The organism is Salipiger sp. PrR007, assembly GCF_010499845.1.
GTDB classification, from domain to species: Bacteria; Pseudomonadota; Alphaproteobacteria; order Rhodobacterales; family Rhodobacteraceae; genus Salipiger; species Salipiger pacificus_A.
In genome coordinates this window covers 1-13771 of the sequence record NZ_JAAGOZ010000053.1, presented here as the reverse complement: position 1 = coordinate 13771, position 13771 = coordinate 1, and the positions used below count along the sequence as shown (strand labels likewise).

Below are 13771 nucleotides of genomic sequence, written 5' to 3'. Positions count from 1 at the left end.
GGCTACGCCCGGCTTCCGCTTCCCCCAAAATCACCACCTGCAATGTCGCGCTGTTTCACCAGCGGTGTCGCTGCACACTCCGTCACCTTCGTAGGGCAGCCCATCAGCATACCGGTCGAGATCGTATTTGTCATAAAGCCTGTTTCCGCCGTCCACCTTGCGGCGGATGGGGAGCCCACGCAACTTGCTGGGGGAGACGCCGAGGTAGTAGGCCGCGGTCGGCTCTTGCATCATGCGGGGCGAAAAGGACGTTCGAGCGCCCATAGTGTTACCTCTCTGCGTGACGTGGGTTAGTGGATTGGTTGAACTTCTGGATCACGCGTCGCCGCGCTCTTGCGGCGGGGAGCCTCATCAGCACGTGGAGCGGGCGGATCGCGCCGCAGATGATGACGAAGGCAGCTAGGAGATCGGTCATGTTGAGGAAGGGGCGTGAAGGTGAGCTGGACTTAGCTCTGCCCTAAATTTCATCGGCCGCATTGTCGCCGCACACGCAACTAATTGTGGCTCTAATTTCCGCAGGTAGTTTTCCACAGAAATCTCGACAATCGGAGGATGAGCGCTCTCGACTGAGGCAAGAAAGTGACGCAGCGTGAACGAGGTCCGTGAGTGGACTGATGCGCCCGCAGAAATCTTGGTCACGAACGCCGGAATTTCCCCGGTGCTGAGAGGGAGGGCATTGAATTGAAACCATTGATTATGTTTTACCAGTCGCCCCGGTTTGGACATTTGCCCCATTCCGGGGCTTTTGGTGGCAAGCACGCTCACGCCGCTACCTCCTCAGCTTCGACCAGATGCGCGCAGTTCGACCGCACCAGCGCCTCGGCCAGTGGCGGGCAAACGCTGTTCCCGACGCAGGAGACCTGCACGTCCTTCGGGAAGGCCTCGAACTCCAACTCACCGCCGCGCTCGCGCCAGACGCCCTCGATGACGTAGTCGGCCGGGAAGCCTTGCGCGTTGAACAGCTCGCGCGGGGTGAGCATCCGCATGCCCACGTCGACGATGACGAAGGACGTGCCGTCGATCTCGACAGTGACAAACTCGCGCTCATCCCAGAGGCCGTGCTGGCGCAGCAGCTCGGCCACCTGGCGGGCGCGGGGCGCGTGCGCTTCGTCGAAGGGCGGGGCGGCAAGCTCGGCCTGCATCGGGCCCATGCGGTCCTTGGTGGTGATCGTGTGCATGGGTTCGGTGGCGGGCGCGCCGTCGGCAGTGCCGTAGTATTTTGCCAGCCACGCTGCGACCGGGCTCTGGGTGCATCCCTTGCCGACGATGGTCGAGAGCGGCGCCGTTGCGTGGTGCCCGACGAGGCCGGTGTTCTGCTGGGCGAGGAAGGCCGCGACCGGGTATTGCTTCACGCCGCCCGCCACGACCGTGTTCAGCGGCGCGGTGATGTCGAGCGCGCGGGGCGCCTGGCCCTTCCGCTCGCCGTTTCCGACATGCACCATGGTCGCGGCGATCATGCTGTTCTGGTCCTTCTTGCTCGCGCAGATCGTGTGATGCGGATCCTCGATCGACCGGCAGCGTCCGCCTTGCTGCGCGTAGGTCAGCACCGGCGCCACGACGGCGCTGTGGTTGCCTTCAGCGCAGATGGTGGGGTTAGGCTGCGCCACGGGGCCCATGCGGCGCGTGGTGCCCTTCAGGCTGGCCAGCAGCGGCGCGAGGATGCCGAGCGGTGCCGCGCCACCCGGGCGCTTTAGGTAGCTGTTCGCGGTGATCGTCGGGAGCGGCGCGTCAATGTCGCTGCCGGTCGCGCCGGTCAGGAACTTGGCGATGGACGGGGCGACGAGTGCAGTCTTGCCGCCGCCTCCGGCCACGATCGTCGGTGCCGGGGCCCCGATGTCAGCGGCGACTGACGCGCCGAAGTGGCGCATCAGGGTCGGCGCGACAACGGCGTGTGAGATGCCGCCTGCGGTCACCACGCCGTGCGGCTCGGTCAGCGGGTATTCCCGGCGGCCGCCGCTGTCGCCGTGGGCGATGCTGACCAGCGACGGGGTGACCAGTGCCTTCTCGCCGCGGTTCGCGCCGGTCACGGTGCGCAGCGGGTCGTCGAGATCCTCGGTGCGCGCGCCATGGGTGAGGTTGACCAGGAAGGGGCGCTCGGCGTCCAGCACGTAGCGGCGCAGCCCCTTGGCGACCCGGGCGAGGGTGTTGTTCGCCAGCGGGCGCACCGCCCGCAGCCCGTGCTTCTGCATGATCTCGGCCTTGCTCTCGAAGATGCTCGGGCACGGCAGAGACCAGTCGATGCATTCCGCGGCCGTGCGCCATGGCTGCAGCTTGCCCGCCTTCACCTCGTCCGAATCCGGGGCGCCGTGGGTCGGCGCGGGCCAAACGATGCGCTTGCCGTCGAAGCGGATGGCGACGAACAGCCGCTTGCGGATCGTCGGGGCGCCGTAGTCGCAGGCGCGCAGCTCGCGGCGCTCGATCTTTCCGCCGAGCTTGCGGATCGCTTTGCACCATGCGGCGAAGGTCTCGCCCTTGCGGGCCGGGCAGGGCATCAGGCCGCGCTCGGTCTCGATCAGCGGGCCCCAGCCCGCGAACTCCTCGACGTTCTCCATCAGCACCACGTCGACGCGCCCGCCGCTTTTTTGGATGCGCTCGATCCAGCCGGGGATGATCCACGCGAGATCGCGGATGTTGCGCGCTACCGGCTTGCCGCCCTTGGCTTTGCTGAAGTGCTTGCAGTCCGGGCTGAACCACATGAGGCCGATGTGCTTGCCCGCGAGGTGGTCGAGCGGATCGACCCGGTAGACGTTCTCGGACAGGTGCAGCGTTTCGGGATGGTTCGCCGCGTGCAGCGCCAGCGCCGCGGGGTTGTGGTTGATCGCGATGTCGGGCCCGCGGCCAAGTGCCATCTCAATGCCAGTGCTGGCCCCGCCTCCACCGGCGAAGCTGTCGACGATCAGCGGCAGGCCGGTGAATGTGCGGTCGGGAAGCTCTGGGAAGTCGAAGGTATCGCGCATCAGTAGGCCTCCGCCGCTTTCGCGGCCTTGCGCAGGCTGCGGATGCTGTCCTCTGCCGCACTCGCGATTGCGGCATAGACGATGCACATGCGCGTCTCGCTGAGGTCGCGGGCTTCCTGGCGTGCGCGATCTCGCACGTCGGTGAGCGTGTCGATCTCGCCCATGGCGGAGCGGCTGTCTTCGGCGTCGATGGCTGGGGTGTCGAAGATGTCTAGCATCACAGCCACCCCGCCACATAGTCCGCGAGCGCGCTGATAAGGGCTCCAAGCTGCTCCATGCCGGTCCAGATAAGGAAGATGCCTGACAGGACGATGATCGCGGCGAAGGTAAAGGCCAACCACCAACCCTCGGAGAACCTGGTATCGCGGTTCTGCTTCTCGGCGTTGATCCGATCCCGAAGGCCTTGCCCTTCGTATTCTCGCTCAGGAACGATGGGAGGAAGCTCAGCAGATTTGCGGTGATCGCGGATGCTGGTGACATGGCTGTAGGTGTCCATCAGTCCATCCCCAGCGCAGCTTTGTACATCTCGAGCACCGCCTCTTCCTCGGCGACGTCGTCCTTGTCCCGCTTGCGCAGGGCGATCACCTTGCGCAGGACCTTGGTGTCGTAGCCGCGCCCCTTGGCTTCGGCCATGACCTCCTTTTGCTGGTCGGCGATCTCCTTCTTCTCGATCTCCAACCGCTCGAAGCGCTCGACGAACTGCTTCAGTTCTCTGGCGGCGACGCCGTAGGCGCCATCGGAAACCGCTTTGTCGTCGGCGGTCTCCTTCATGGGCGTGCGTTTGCGCGACGCCGCGCGAGCCATGTCGGCGCCGGCGGTGTCTACTTGGAAGTCGGCATCTTGGGGCATCAGCATGCTCAGGCCTCTTGGGATTGTGGCCCCTCGCCGCGTTCGTCTGTGGGGGCAGAGACGATTTATGCTGGGTCGCGGCGAGGGGATGCGGGCCTCCTGCCCGGCATTCGGTGGGTCGGCCCAATGGCGGGCGGCATCCGGTTCGCAGGCCTGTGAGAGAATTCGGCAGGTATCGTCCGTGAGTGGTGGCTTCTCGCCCTGCGAGTTCTCTCTGCATCAGGCGGCTGGCGGCGCCCGTGCCGAATGCCGCCGGCCATGGGGCCGACGGTGGATCAGGTGGTGCCCGTCGATCGCGGCCCAAAGATCTGCTGCAGCATGCGGGTGCGATGCGCGGTGCGCAGTCCTTTGGCGCCGGCACAGGCGGCGGCGATCGCGGGCTGGGCGCGCTCCAGGGCTGTGGCAAGCTCTGACTGTTGAGCGAGCCGCTGCGGGCGCCCGAGGCCGGGCATCCGGATGATGTTGCTGGCGTGGCTCATTTGATACTCCAGTTGGGTCGCCGCTTGGTGCGGCGGAATTCGAGGTCCAGCACGATCGCGCAGAAGCGCGCCGCGTCGGGGCGCTTGCTCTCGCGGATCGCGCGCTTGAGCCGTTCAAGGCGGTGCTGAAAATGATCCATCTGCAATGTCTCCCTATTAGCTGCCTCACGATCAGCCCCGTGGGGCCTCTTCGGTGCGGTTGGGAGAATTGATACGTTTGACGTATTATTTAGTCAATACGTCTAGCGTATATACTGGAAAATAAATACGGCTACCCTAGGGTCACTATGGTAGAACACATGCGGAACATTCGACTGGGGGGAGAGTACATGGGTGACGACTACGGTCAGCAATTACTGGCCGCACTACGCTTCTTGGAGTCGGGCGAATCGACTGATCTTAGCCTTGGTCGTCTTCGAGAAGTGTCAGGAGGGCGGCGCGACGTTCGGGACTTGCTGCCCGGAACGCTTCAAGAAAGCGCTGCTCGAGCTCAGGAATGCCGAAAAGTTCGACGGTGCTGACATTGAGGGCTTTTGCGATCTGATCGGCGACCGCCAGAGACGGATTGTTCGTTCCGCTCTCGATGCGCGAGATGGTTGCTTGCTTGACGTTCGCAAGCTCTGCCAGCTTAGCCTGGGATAGTCCGCGAGCAGTCCTAATGCGCTTGAGGTTCTTCATGCTCGCTATGTCACAGAAGGGCTCAGGCATGGGTAGCCCCATGTGCGGATAATTATTCGCTGGACGGATTGACTGGATAATACGCGTAGCGTATATATCCATCATGGCAACTCTCGCTCAATTTCTTAAACAAAGTCAGATGACGCAGCGGGCATTCGCTGACGCCGTTGGGGTATCACAGCCGACGGTAAATCGATGGCTGAACGGTGCGATGCCTTCGTGGGCAAGGGCGGCGACCATAGAGCGTGTAACTGGTGGAAAAGTCCCGGTCGCGTCTTGGCTGTCCGTGCCTTCGAAGAAGGCCTCGTAATGACTTGCCAGTGCAAAGGACATTTGCGCCGGTTCGAGGCTTTTCAAGCTACCGCCATAGAAAATCGCATCCCGGCGCTCCTCATGCCGGGCCGCAGCGCGGGCGAGGGCTGTTACTCCTCCCGGGTTCTGCCCGCGCTGCACCTTAATGCCACTACTCACTGAACATTGCACTCGTTCCATGGTCCAGAACCTGAACCGAGTTGCCAAGTCCTTCCAGCTAAAAGAAAACGAGGCATTCACATGCGAGCCCAGATTTACGGCACGATCCAGAACGCGGTGTGCGCGGCGGTCGAGGCGACCGGCAAGCGCCACCAGGATGTCGCCGCCTTCCTCGGTATCCGCGGCTCGACCCTCTCCTACGGGATGGAGGACAACGAGGATCGTCCGGGCGGACTCGGTGTGAACTACCTCGATCGCCTGGCGATGGATTGCCCGGAGGCAGCCATACCTCTGGCGCAGCACTTCGCGGGGCGCGCGGGCGGCGTGTTCCAGCCGGTCGAGGTGACCGAGAACGTGACCTCGCTGTTTTCCCACTGCAGCCACGTCGCCAAGGAAAATGGCGAGGCGCTCTCGTCGATCGTGCAGGCCGCGGTGAACGCCTCGCCAAAGTCGGATCAGGAGGCGGTCCGCGAGATCGACGAGGCGGTCGCCATGCTGTTGGCGGCGAAAGGCATCATCCTGTCGCGGCGGGGAGCGGCGTAATGGGTAGCTTAGCTGGTCTGTCAGGCCGTGAAAAAGCGATCTTCGAGTTCTGGCGTGAGGGCATGACCGATAGCGAGATCGCCGGCAAGCTCGGGTGCACGGTGGAGTTCGTCGGAGCTACCCGTCGCCGCCTCGAGGTGGCCGAGAACAAATTCTGCGCGAAAAAGGCTGACGAGGCCGGCCGTCTTGTTGAGAGGACTTTGACGGCGCTCTGGCGCGATGGGCTCACGGACAATCGGATCGCCGAGCGCCTAGGATGCGCGCGTTCGACAGTCTTCAGGATACGCACGAAGCTCGGGCTTGCGCCCGTGCCGCGCACGAACCCGAGCAAGATCAACGACCGTGAGCTGCGCCGCTTGCATCAGGCGGGCAAGACGGATGCGCAGATGGCCGAGGTCTTCGGCGTGAAGCTATCGACCATCAGGCCCCGGCGCGCGAAATTGGGTCTGGTCCGGAACCGCGCTGCTGATGGTGCGCGTCGGCCGGGGCCGCAAGCGTTCACCGAGGCGGAGCTGCGTGCGGCGCACTCCGAGGGGCTGACCGACCAAGAACTCTCCGAACGCCTCAATGCGACCACCACTGTCGTCGGTCATTGGCGCCGAGAATACGGGTTGCCGGTGAACAGGGCGCTTCCAGAGGTCGAGAGCTACGAAACGACCGCGCGGGAGGAAATGGCGCCCGAGACCGAGCAGCGCGCCATGCTCCGCCGGGCGGCGCGCCGTGCCTTCGCCCTGACGCCACAGGACCCTCGCCTGCTTCCCATGCTCGAGCCGCTTGTGGCTGAAGAGATGCGGAGGGCCGGGGCATGAATGGGCCGGACCGCGCCTCCTTCGTGATCGCAGCAACCTCGCTTGCCCTGCGCAAGGGCGGCATGAAGATCTGCGAAGACAGCATCAAGACGCTGGACAGCGCGCTGGACGCTTATCCGTTGTCGGCACCTGGTGACGAGATCGGCCCGGCCCATGGCCGCGCGCGCGAAGTCATAGATGCACGTCGTGCCGGTGATGAGGCAGCCTTCGGGGCGGCCAAGTACGCGCTCGAGCTTGAAATGTCTGCATTCTGGGGGCTTCGGGCGCGGGCATATGCGAGTGGGGCTTCAGCGTGAAATCAGCGACACCTCTTACCGTTGTCAGTGGCGGCGCGGAGCTCCCCGAGTACCCGGCGGAACTGTGCGACCCGCACCTGACGGCTGACTACTTCACGATGTTCTGGCACGACCGGTGGCTCTCTTCTCGCCTGCATCTCACGGGGACGATGGCGGTGCAGGGCGCCGCGCTGAATTTGTTCTTCCTTGCACGAAAGCAGGTGCCGGTCGGATCACTTCCCGCGGACGAGGCGATGCTGTCCCGGCTTCTCCGCATTGATCTGGCCGAATGGCGGGGGCTCATGGCCCAGCCGGTCACGCCTCTGCATCAGTGGAAGCAGTACACCTACGAGGACGGCGTCGTGCTCGGCCATCCGGTGGTGATCGAGGTGGCCAGAGATGCCCTGACCAAACGCGAGCACCGCAAGGCGAGCAGCGAGGCGAAGTCGGTGGCGATCCGGCAGACGCGTCTCGTCGAGCTCATGCGCGACCTCGGCTGCGCCAAGGGCCTGTGCGAGGACAAGGTTCTGGTCGAGCGGCTCGACGCCTGGCTTCTCGAAAACCATCGCGGCCAGCGCCGACGGCCGCAGGTCGACGCCTCTCTCACGCGCGCGCTCGATTTTGCGGTCAAGGAGGGCTGGATCGGACGCCAGAATACGGCGCGTTGAAAACAAAAGAGAAATCGGCGCGTTTGTTGCTTCCACAGTTCGGAACAGTACCGGAACAGTTTTCCACAAAACGGAACAGTTCCACACAGAGAAGAGAAGAACAGAGGAAAGAAGAAAAGAGGACACAGAACAGACCGGGACGTGTCGCTGGGGCGGAGAGGGTGAATTGCTTAGAAAGGGGCTGGCCATGACGGAAGAGCAGACCACCACCGAAACGAAACGGGGCAGGGTGAGGCGCCTGCTGATCGAACCGCTGACCGAGCACGGGTTCCGGAAGCCAGGGAACGTGAAGCTCGATGCGCACGACGCCTTCCTGGTGAAGCTGGCGGACGCGCTGACCTACATGTCGGATGAGCAGCTCGGGACGCTTCGCGACATGCTGCGGTATCGCGGTGAGGGGAAGGCCCGGGACGCCTGGCCATCCATGGCGACGATCTCGGCGCTGGCCGAGGCTGTCGCGCCGCGACCTGTGGAAGAGCATCCGACCATTCTCAGCTGGTTCCGCTCCGCGCGCGGGCCGCAGGCGCTCGCCGAGGGCGTGCTCGTCGCCGAGTTCGCGTTCCTCGAGAAACGCAAGCGGCCGCCGCTGACGGACGGAGACAAGCGGGCGATCCGCGAGCGCGCCAGTGAATGGGCCCGGCAGCGTGAGCTTCGGCAGGATCGGGTGCGTCGCGGCATGACGCGTGACGACGATGAGCAATGGCTCAATTGGTTTGACGGGTTGGAGCGGCGCGCGATGGCCCTGCTTCCGGAGGGAGCAGCATGAGCGTCTTGATCACAGAACAGCAGTGGAGCGCGCACGCAATGGTCAGCCCCTACCTCAGCCTTCGCATCGGCGATGCAGTCCCGGTCGAGGGCGACTCGGCCTCGATCTTCGAACCGGGAGAAAGCGCGTGGTATGCGCTGATTTGCAGGCCGCAGCAGGAACGGCAGGCGGAGAGCTGGCTGGCGGCGCGGGACGTCTACGCGTTTCATCCTGTGACCTCGCGGCAGACAAGCGTGCGCGGCCGGGTTCGCGAGTACGAACGCCGATACCTGCCGGGTTATGTCTTCGCGCGGTTCGGCGGCGTGCCGGTTCCGCACCGCGTCCTGGCCTCGCCCTTCCTCACAGGCGCGCTCTGCCGGTCGGATGGCCAGTGGGGCGTGCTCGGGCCGAAACGCCTGGCGTCGCTGCATGAGATGCGGGCGCGAGACCTTCGTCAGGAAGACGAGCGGAGGGAACAGAAGCGCAGGGCGGATGCGGCGAGACGGGTGCGAGCTGGTGATCGGGCAATGTTCAAGGCTGGTCCCTTCGCGGGACTTCACTGTGAGGTGGTCGAGATCTGCGCCGCTGGCGGCATCAAGGTGCGTTTCGAGCTCTTCGGACGGGAGAACTCTGTGACCACCACCGGAACCACTCTTGTCAGGTTGCCTTCCAAAGAGAGTTGACAGGACAGCGCGGCGATTTCTATGTTGCCGACACAAGCCTCATGCTCCGAGTGCTCTCCCGATGCGGGACAGATACCGGAGAGGGTGGGCGGCGAGGATGGGTTCAAACGCCACATCTGACCAGCCCGCACTGTGTCCTGAGCCCCGCCATCGCGCGGGGCTTTGTCGTTTTCAGGCTATGGGCATAGCTGCTTCGCAAAGGCGTGGCGCTTCTCGTTTGGGAAATCTCGACGCGCCCGCCGACTGGCGCGAGGCACACTGACCAGCTGCAGCGGCGGGGCGGGTGGTGGATCATCGGAGACAGCATGGGACGATTGAGCGGACGGGGCGTCGGAGGACGGCTCGGGCGTCAGCCCGCGCGTCTGGCGGCTCCGATCACCGAGGCCGAGCGTTCGAAACAGCGGGCGGAGATCATGCCCGGCCGATCGCTCTACAACACGGCACGCTGGAAGCGCCTGCGCCTCGAGGTGCTGAAGCGCGATGGCTTCATCTGCCAGCAGACGGGTGTCCGCCTGACCGGCAAGGCGCCCGCGCCGAATAGTCCGATTGTGGATCACAAGACGCCGCATCGGGGCGACCCGGCGCTCTTCTTCGATCCTGCGAACCTGCAGTCGGTCAGCAAGGCGTGGCACGACAGCGAAAAGCAGCGACAGGAAAAGCAAGGCTGGCTGACGTCAGGCCTCTGACCTGCCGATACTCACGGGCCCGTCCCAGGGGGGCGGGTCGAAAGTCTGGAGCCGTCGGAGCTGAAGACCCGCGCTCCCCTCACTCGGAGATTTTTTCTCATGGCCTTGGAATTTGATCTGCTCGGCGATCCGATCAACCCGAAGCGGGGCGAGCCGGGCCGCAACGAACATCTGCCGAGCGCAGAAAATGCAAACAAAGTCAGGACGTTGTTGCTGTCCGGCCTCAGTCTTGCGCGGATCGCGGAGGAGATGGGCATCTCGGCGCCGACGCTTCGGAAGCATTATTTTCAGAACGGCAAGATCAACCGGGCGCACGCCCGCGAGATGGCGCTGGCGGAAGCGCGGGCGAAGAACCTGCTGCAGCTGCAGAAAGCAGCCGACGCAGGCAACGTCTCGGCGATGAAGGAGCTGAGGCAGATCCTCGATCGCGAACACCAGGCCGAACTCGATGCGCGCTATCGCCGTGAGGCCGAGGCTGCCGGCCGCGCCGCGCCGAAGGGCAAGAAGGAGATCACCCGGGCGGCAGCGATGCAGGCCGAGGAAGAGCTCGACACGCTCTTCGACAACGAGACGCGGCACTGACCATGCCCTTCGATTTTGCGTGCCCTGATTGGGAGGAAAAGCTCCGGCGCGGTGAGGCGCCGATCGCGCCGCTGCCGGTGAACAAGATCCGGGCGACCCGGGCGGTGAACTTCTTCAATGGGCTGCAGCTGCCGGACGTGCCGGGCCAGCCGCGCCTCGCCGAGGCCGCGGGCGACTGGTTCCGCGACATCGTGCGCGCGGCCTTCGGCTCCGAGGACCCGGAGACCGGCTTGCCGCTGGTCAACGAGGTCTTCGCGCTGGTGCCAAAGAAGAACTCGAAGACGACCTACTCGGCAGCGCTCGGGCTGACCGCGCTGCTGCTCTGGGAGCGGCCGAACGCGCAGATGCTGATCCTAGGCCCGACGCAGAACGTGGCGCAGCGCTGCTTCGACCAGGCGCATGGGATGATCAAGGCGAACCCCAAGCTCGCCGCGATCTTCCACGTGCAGGAGCACCTGAAGACGATCACGCGGATCAAGACCGGCGCGACGCTGGCGGTGAAGACCTTCGACATGGGCGTGGTGACGGGCGAGATTCCGGCGCTGACGATCATCGACGAGCTGCACATCATCGCCGCGCGCTCCTACGCTGACCGGGTGATCGCACAGATCACCGGCGGCATGGTGACCAACCCGCACGCGCTGCTGGTTTACATCACGACGCAGTCCGACGTGCCGCCGATGGGCGTGTTCAAGACCAAGCTCGAGTTCGCGCGCGGTATCCGCGACGGGCAGATCACCGAGGGCGTGCGGATGCTGCCGGTGCTCTACGAGTTCCCGGAGCGCATCCAGCTCGCCAAGGACAAGCCCTGGCGCGACCCGGCGCTCTGGCCGATGGTCACGCCGAACCTCGGGCTCTCGGTGAACCTTCCGATCCTAAAGGATCAATACGCCGCGCGGCGGCAGGAGGGGATCGAGGCCGAGATCATCTGGGCCTCGCAGCACCTCAACATCCAGATCGGGATGGGACTGCACAATGACCGGTGGATCGGCTCCGACCACTGGGAGGACGCGGTGTTTCCCGGGCTTACGCTCGACGAGCTGATCCGCCGATCCGAGGTCTGCGTCGCGGGGATCGACGGCGGCGGCATGGATGACCTTCTGGGGCTGACCGTCCTCGGCCGCGAACGGCACACCCGGCGCTGGCTCAGCTGGTCGAAGGCGTGGGTGCATCCGGTGGCGCTCGAGCGGCGCAAGAAGATCGCGCCGATCCTGCGCGACTTCGAGAAGGCCGGCGAGATGGTGATCTGCGAGACGCCGACGCAGGATGTCGAGGAGCTGGTGGCGCTGGTGGGCGAACTGCACCGCGCCGGGGTGCTGCCGCAGAAAGCTGCGGTCGGGCTCGACCCCGAAGGCGTGGCGGCGATTGTCGACGCGCTCGAGCTCGACGGCATCCCGACCGAGATGCTCGTGCCGGTGAGCCAGGGCTACCGCCTCAACGGCGCGATCAAGGGCACGGAGCGCAAGCTCTACGACGGCTCGATGAAGCACGCAGAGCAGGCGCTGATGACCTGGTGCGTGGGCAACGCGAAGACCGAGATGAAGGGCAACGCCGTGGTGGTGACCAAGGCGGTCAGCGGCTCGGGCAAGATCGACCCGCTGATGGCGCTCTTCAATGCCGTCTGGCTGATGAGCCTGAACCCCACCGCGCCCGCGCGGATGGATGACTATTTCGCCGCACTGGAGGCCTCGACTTGAAACTGACGCAATGGATCAAGTCGGCGCTCGTGCGCCCGGTGTCGCTTACCGAGGCCGAGAGCTGGCGCCCCTCGGCGCAGGTCGCCGACAGCGGGGAGGTGGTGAGCGACAGCACGGTGCTCGGCCTCTCGGCGGTCTGGGCCTGTACGAACCTGCTCGCGGGCACCATCGGCTCGCTGCCGATGATGACCTACACCGCGGGGAGCGAGGGCCGAGAGGTGGCCCGCCATCACGCGCTCTTTCGCCTGCTGCACGACAGTCCGAATTACGACCAGACGGCGCTCGACTTCTGGGAGTTTGTCGCCGCCTCGCTTGAACTCTGGGGCAACGCCTACGCGGCGAAGGAACTCGACGGCAAGGGCAAGCTGCTGGCGCTGGTGCCAATCCGGCCGGACCTGGTCTCGGTGCGCCGCCGGAGCGACGGCTCGCTCGAATACCGCTGGACCGAAAACGGCCGGTCGCATGTTCGCACGGATGTCGGGGTGCTGCACATCCGCGGCTTCGGCGGCAATCCCCTTGGCGGCATGTCGACGCTGCACTTCGGGCGGCAGGCCTTCGGGCTCTCGCGCGCGGTGGACCGGGCGGCGTCGACCACCTTCAAGAACGGCATGCGCCCCTCCGGCGCGCTCTCGTTCAAGGACTGGCTCAGCGCCGAGAAGCGCGAGCTCGCCGAGACCAAACTCGTAGAGAGGTTCGTCGGCGCGCAGAACGCCGGGCGGCCGATGATCCTCGAGGGCGACACCCAATGGGTGCCCTTCACCATCAACCCCGAGGACGCGCAGATGCTGGAAAGCCGGCGCTTCTCGGTCGAGGAGATTTGCCGCTTCTTCGGCGTGCCGCCGCACATGGTCGGCCACACCGAGAAGAGCAGCAGCTGGGGCACCGGGCTCGAGCAGCAAACGCTCGCCTTCCAGAAGTTCACCCTGCGCCGCCGTCTCAAGCGCATCGAGCAGGCGGTGAACAAGCAGCTGCTGACGGCGGCCGAGCGGGCGCGCGGCATGTACGTCGAGTTCAATATCGAGGGGCTGCTGCGCGGCGACAGCGCGAGCCGCTCGAGCTTCTACCAGTCCGGCCTCAGCAACGGCTGGCTGACGATCAACGAGGTGCGCCAGCGCGAGAACCTCGGGCCGGTCGAGGGCGGGGATGTGCCGCGGCTGCAGATGCAGAACGTGCCGATCACCGAAGCAGGTTCGAACATGGAGACAGGCGATGGACGCGATCAATAAGGTTGCCAACCCGATCCTCGAGATCAAGGCGCTGAAGGAGACCGGCGAGTTCGAGGGCTATGGCTCGACCTTTGGCGGGGAGCCGGACAGCTATGGCGATGTCGTCGCCAAGGGCGCATTCCTCGAGAACCTGGCCGATCACCGCGCCAAGGGCACGATGCCGAAGATGTTCTGGCAACACGACGCCAGCCGCCCGATCGGCAAGTGGCTCGAGGCCGAAGAGGACGATCACGGGCTGCTCATGGTCGGCAAGCTGAACATGGGCGTGCAGCAGGCGAAGGAAGCCTATGCGCTGCTGAAGGAAGGCGACATCGACGGCCTCTCCATCGGCTATCGCATCCGCGAGTTGTTGATTTCCACCCAGAACTGACCCGGGAGAGCGCGTAATTTCCATTGAGATTTGACCCATGTGACCCTCCCCGC

20 protein-coding genes are annotated in these 13771 nt (G+C 65.0%); 12 read left to right on the top strand and 8 right to left on the bottom strand.

The window, feature by feature from the left end; genetic code table 11:
* Positions 1 to 411: 411 nt before the first annotated feature.
* The 8 genes from G0Q01_RS20505 to G0Q01_RS20470 all read right to left on the bottom strand — a co-directional run bounded on the left by G0Q01_RS20505 (position 412) and on the right by G0Q01_RS20470 (position 4963).
* On the bottom strand, positions 412 to 765 hold the full coding sequence (locus tag G0Q01_RS20505; RefSeq protein ID WP_164213797.1) for a hypothetical protein: 354 nt from the start codon (positions 763 to 765) through the stop codon (positions 412 to 414).
* Entirely contained in the window at positions 762 to 2957 is a 2196-nt protein-coding gene (locus G0Q01_RS20500) for a DNA cytosine methyltransferase (protein WP_164213796.1), read from the bottom strand. Before G0Q01_RS20500 ends, G0Q01_RS20505 begins: the two co-directional genes overlap by 4 nt.
* The gene (locus G0Q01_RS20495) at positions 2957 to 3175 is read right to left on the bottom strand and encodes a hypothetical protein (protein ID WP_164213795.1); all 219 of its coding nucleotides are present in this window, start codon (positions 3173 to 3175) and stop codon (positions 2957 to 2959) included. The genes G0Q01_RS20500 and G0Q01_RS20495 overlap by 1 nt, the downstream gene beginning before the upstream one ends.
* The gene (locus G0Q01_RS20490) at positions 3175 to 3453 is read right to left on the bottom strand and encodes a hypothetical protein (RefSeq protein WP_164213794.1); all 279 of its coding nucleotides are present in this window, start codon (positions 3451 to 3453) and stop codon (positions 3175 to 3177) included. Before G0Q01_RS20490 ends, G0Q01_RS20495 begins: the two co-directional genes overlap by 1 nt.
* The gene (locus G0Q01_RS20485) at positions 3453 to 3728 is read right to left on the bottom strand and encodes a DUF2312 domain-containing protein (RefSeq protein ID WP_164213799.1); all 276 of its coding nucleotides are present in this window, start codon (positions 3726 to 3728) and stop codon (positions 3453 to 3455) included. The genes G0Q01_RS20490 and G0Q01_RS20485 overlap by 1 nt, the downstream gene beginning before the upstream one ends.
* A 353-nt stretch (positions 3729 to 4081) precedes the next feature.
* Positions 4082 to 4285, bottom strand: a complete 204-nt coding sequence (locus G0Q01_RS20480; protein WP_164213793.1) for a hypothetical protein — start codon at positions 4283 to 4285, stop codon at positions 4082 to 4084.
* Entirely contained in the window at positions 4282 to 4425 is a 144-nt protein-coding gene (locus tag G0Q01_RS20475; protein WP_164213792.1) for a hypothetical protein, read from the bottom strand. Before G0Q01_RS20475 ends, G0Q01_RS20480 begins: the two co-directional genes overlap by 4 nt.
* A gap of 259 nt (positions 4426 to 4684) precedes the next feature.
* Positions 4685 to 4963, bottom strand: coding sequence for a helix-turn-helix transcriptional regulator (locus tag G0Q01_RS20470; RefSeq protein ID WP_164213791.1), 279 nt, complete (start codon positions 4961 to 4963; stop codon positions 4685 to 4687).
* Between the two features lie 103 nt (positions 4964 to 5066).
* On the opposite strand from G0Q01_RS20470, the gene G0Q01_RS27395 reads away from it, so the two are divergent.
* The 12 genes from G0Q01_RS27395 to G0Q01_RS20410 all read left to right on the top strand — a co-directional run bounded on the left by G0Q01_RS27395 (position 5067) and on the right by G0Q01_RS20410 (position 13718).
* Entirely contained in the window at positions 5067 to 5273 is a 207-nt protein-coding gene (locus tag G0Q01_RS27395; protein WP_164213790.1) for a helix-turn-helix transcriptional regulator, read from the top strand.
* 242 nt (positions 5274 to 5515) lie between these two features.
* Entirely contained in the window at positions 5516 to 5977 is a 462-nt protein-coding gene (locus tag G0Q01_RS20460) for a hypothetical protein (protein WP_164213789.1), read from the top strand.
* On the top strand, positions 5977 to 6786 hold the full coding sequence (locus G0Q01_RS20455; protein ID WP_164213788.1) for a helix-turn-helix domain-containing protein: 810 nt from the start codon (positions 5977 to 5979) through the stop codon (positions 6784 to 6786). Before G0Q01_RS20460 ends, G0Q01_RS20455 begins: the two co-directional genes overlap by 1 nt.
* On the top strand, positions 6783 to 7082 hold the full coding sequence (locus G0Q01_RS20450; RefSeq protein ID WP_164213787.1) for a hypothetical protein: 300 nt from the start codon (positions 6783 to 6785) through the stop codon (positions 7080 to 7082). Before G0Q01_RS20455 ends, G0Q01_RS20450 begins: the two co-directional genes overlap by 4 nt.
* On the top strand, positions 7079 to 7729 hold the full coding sequence (locus tag G0Q01_RS20445; protein ID WP_164213786.1) for a hypothetical protein: 651 nt from the start codon (positions 7079 to 7081) through the stop codon (positions 7727 to 7729). The genes G0Q01_RS20450 and G0Q01_RS20445 overlap by 4 nt, the downstream gene beginning before the upstream one ends.
* Positions 7730 to 7916: 187 nt before the next feature.
* Complete coding sequence (locus G0Q01_RS20440) at positions 7917 to 8495, top strand: hypothetical protein (RefSeq protein ID WP_164213785.1); 579 nt, start codon at positions 7917 to 7919, stop codon at positions 8493 to 8495.
* On the top strand, positions 8492 to 9157 hold the full coding sequence (locus tag G0Q01_RS20435) for a transcription termination/antitermination NusG family protein (protein WP_164213784.1): 666 nt from the start codon (positions 8492 to 8494) through the stop codon (positions 9155 to 9157). Before G0Q01_RS20440 ends, G0Q01_RS20435 begins: the two co-directional genes overlap by 4 nt.
* Positions 9158 to 9462: 305 nt before the next feature.
* Positions 9463 to 9843 carry an HNH endonuclease gene (locus tag G0Q01_RS20430; protein ID WP_164213783.1) on the top strand — a complete coding sequence of 127 codons (381 nt, stop codon included), beginning with the start codon at positions 9463 to 9465 and terminating at the stop codon, positions 9841 to 9843.
* Positions 9844 to 9942: 99 nt separating this feature from the next.
* On the top strand, positions 9943 to 10425 hold the full coding sequence (locus tag G0Q01_RS20425; protein ID WP_164213782.1) for a hypothetical protein: 483 nt from the start codon (positions 9943 to 9945) through the stop codon (positions 10423 to 10425).
* Positions 10426 to 10427: 2 nt separating this feature from the next.
* The gene (locus G0Q01_RS20420; protein ID WP_164213781.1) at positions 10428 to 12122 is read left to right on the top strand and encodes a terminase large subunit; all 1695 of its coding nucleotides are present in this window, start codon (positions 10428 to 10430) and stop codon (positions 12120 to 12122) included.
* Entirely contained in the window at positions 12119 to 13348 is a 1230-nt protein-coding gene (locus G0Q01_RS20415; RefSeq protein ID WP_203595106.1) for a phage portal protein, read from the top strand. The genes G0Q01_RS20420 and G0Q01_RS20415 overlap by 4 nt, the downstream gene beginning before the upstream one ends.
* Positions 13332 to 13718, top strand: coding sequence for an HK97 family phage prohead protease (locus tag G0Q01_RS20410; protein WP_164213780.1), 387 nt, complete (start codon positions 13332 to 13334; stop codon positions 13716 to 13718). The genes G0Q01_RS20415 and G0Q01_RS20410 overlap by 17 nt, the downstream gene beginning before the upstream one ends.
* The last annotated feature ends 53 nt before the right edge of the window (positions 13719 to 13771 follow it).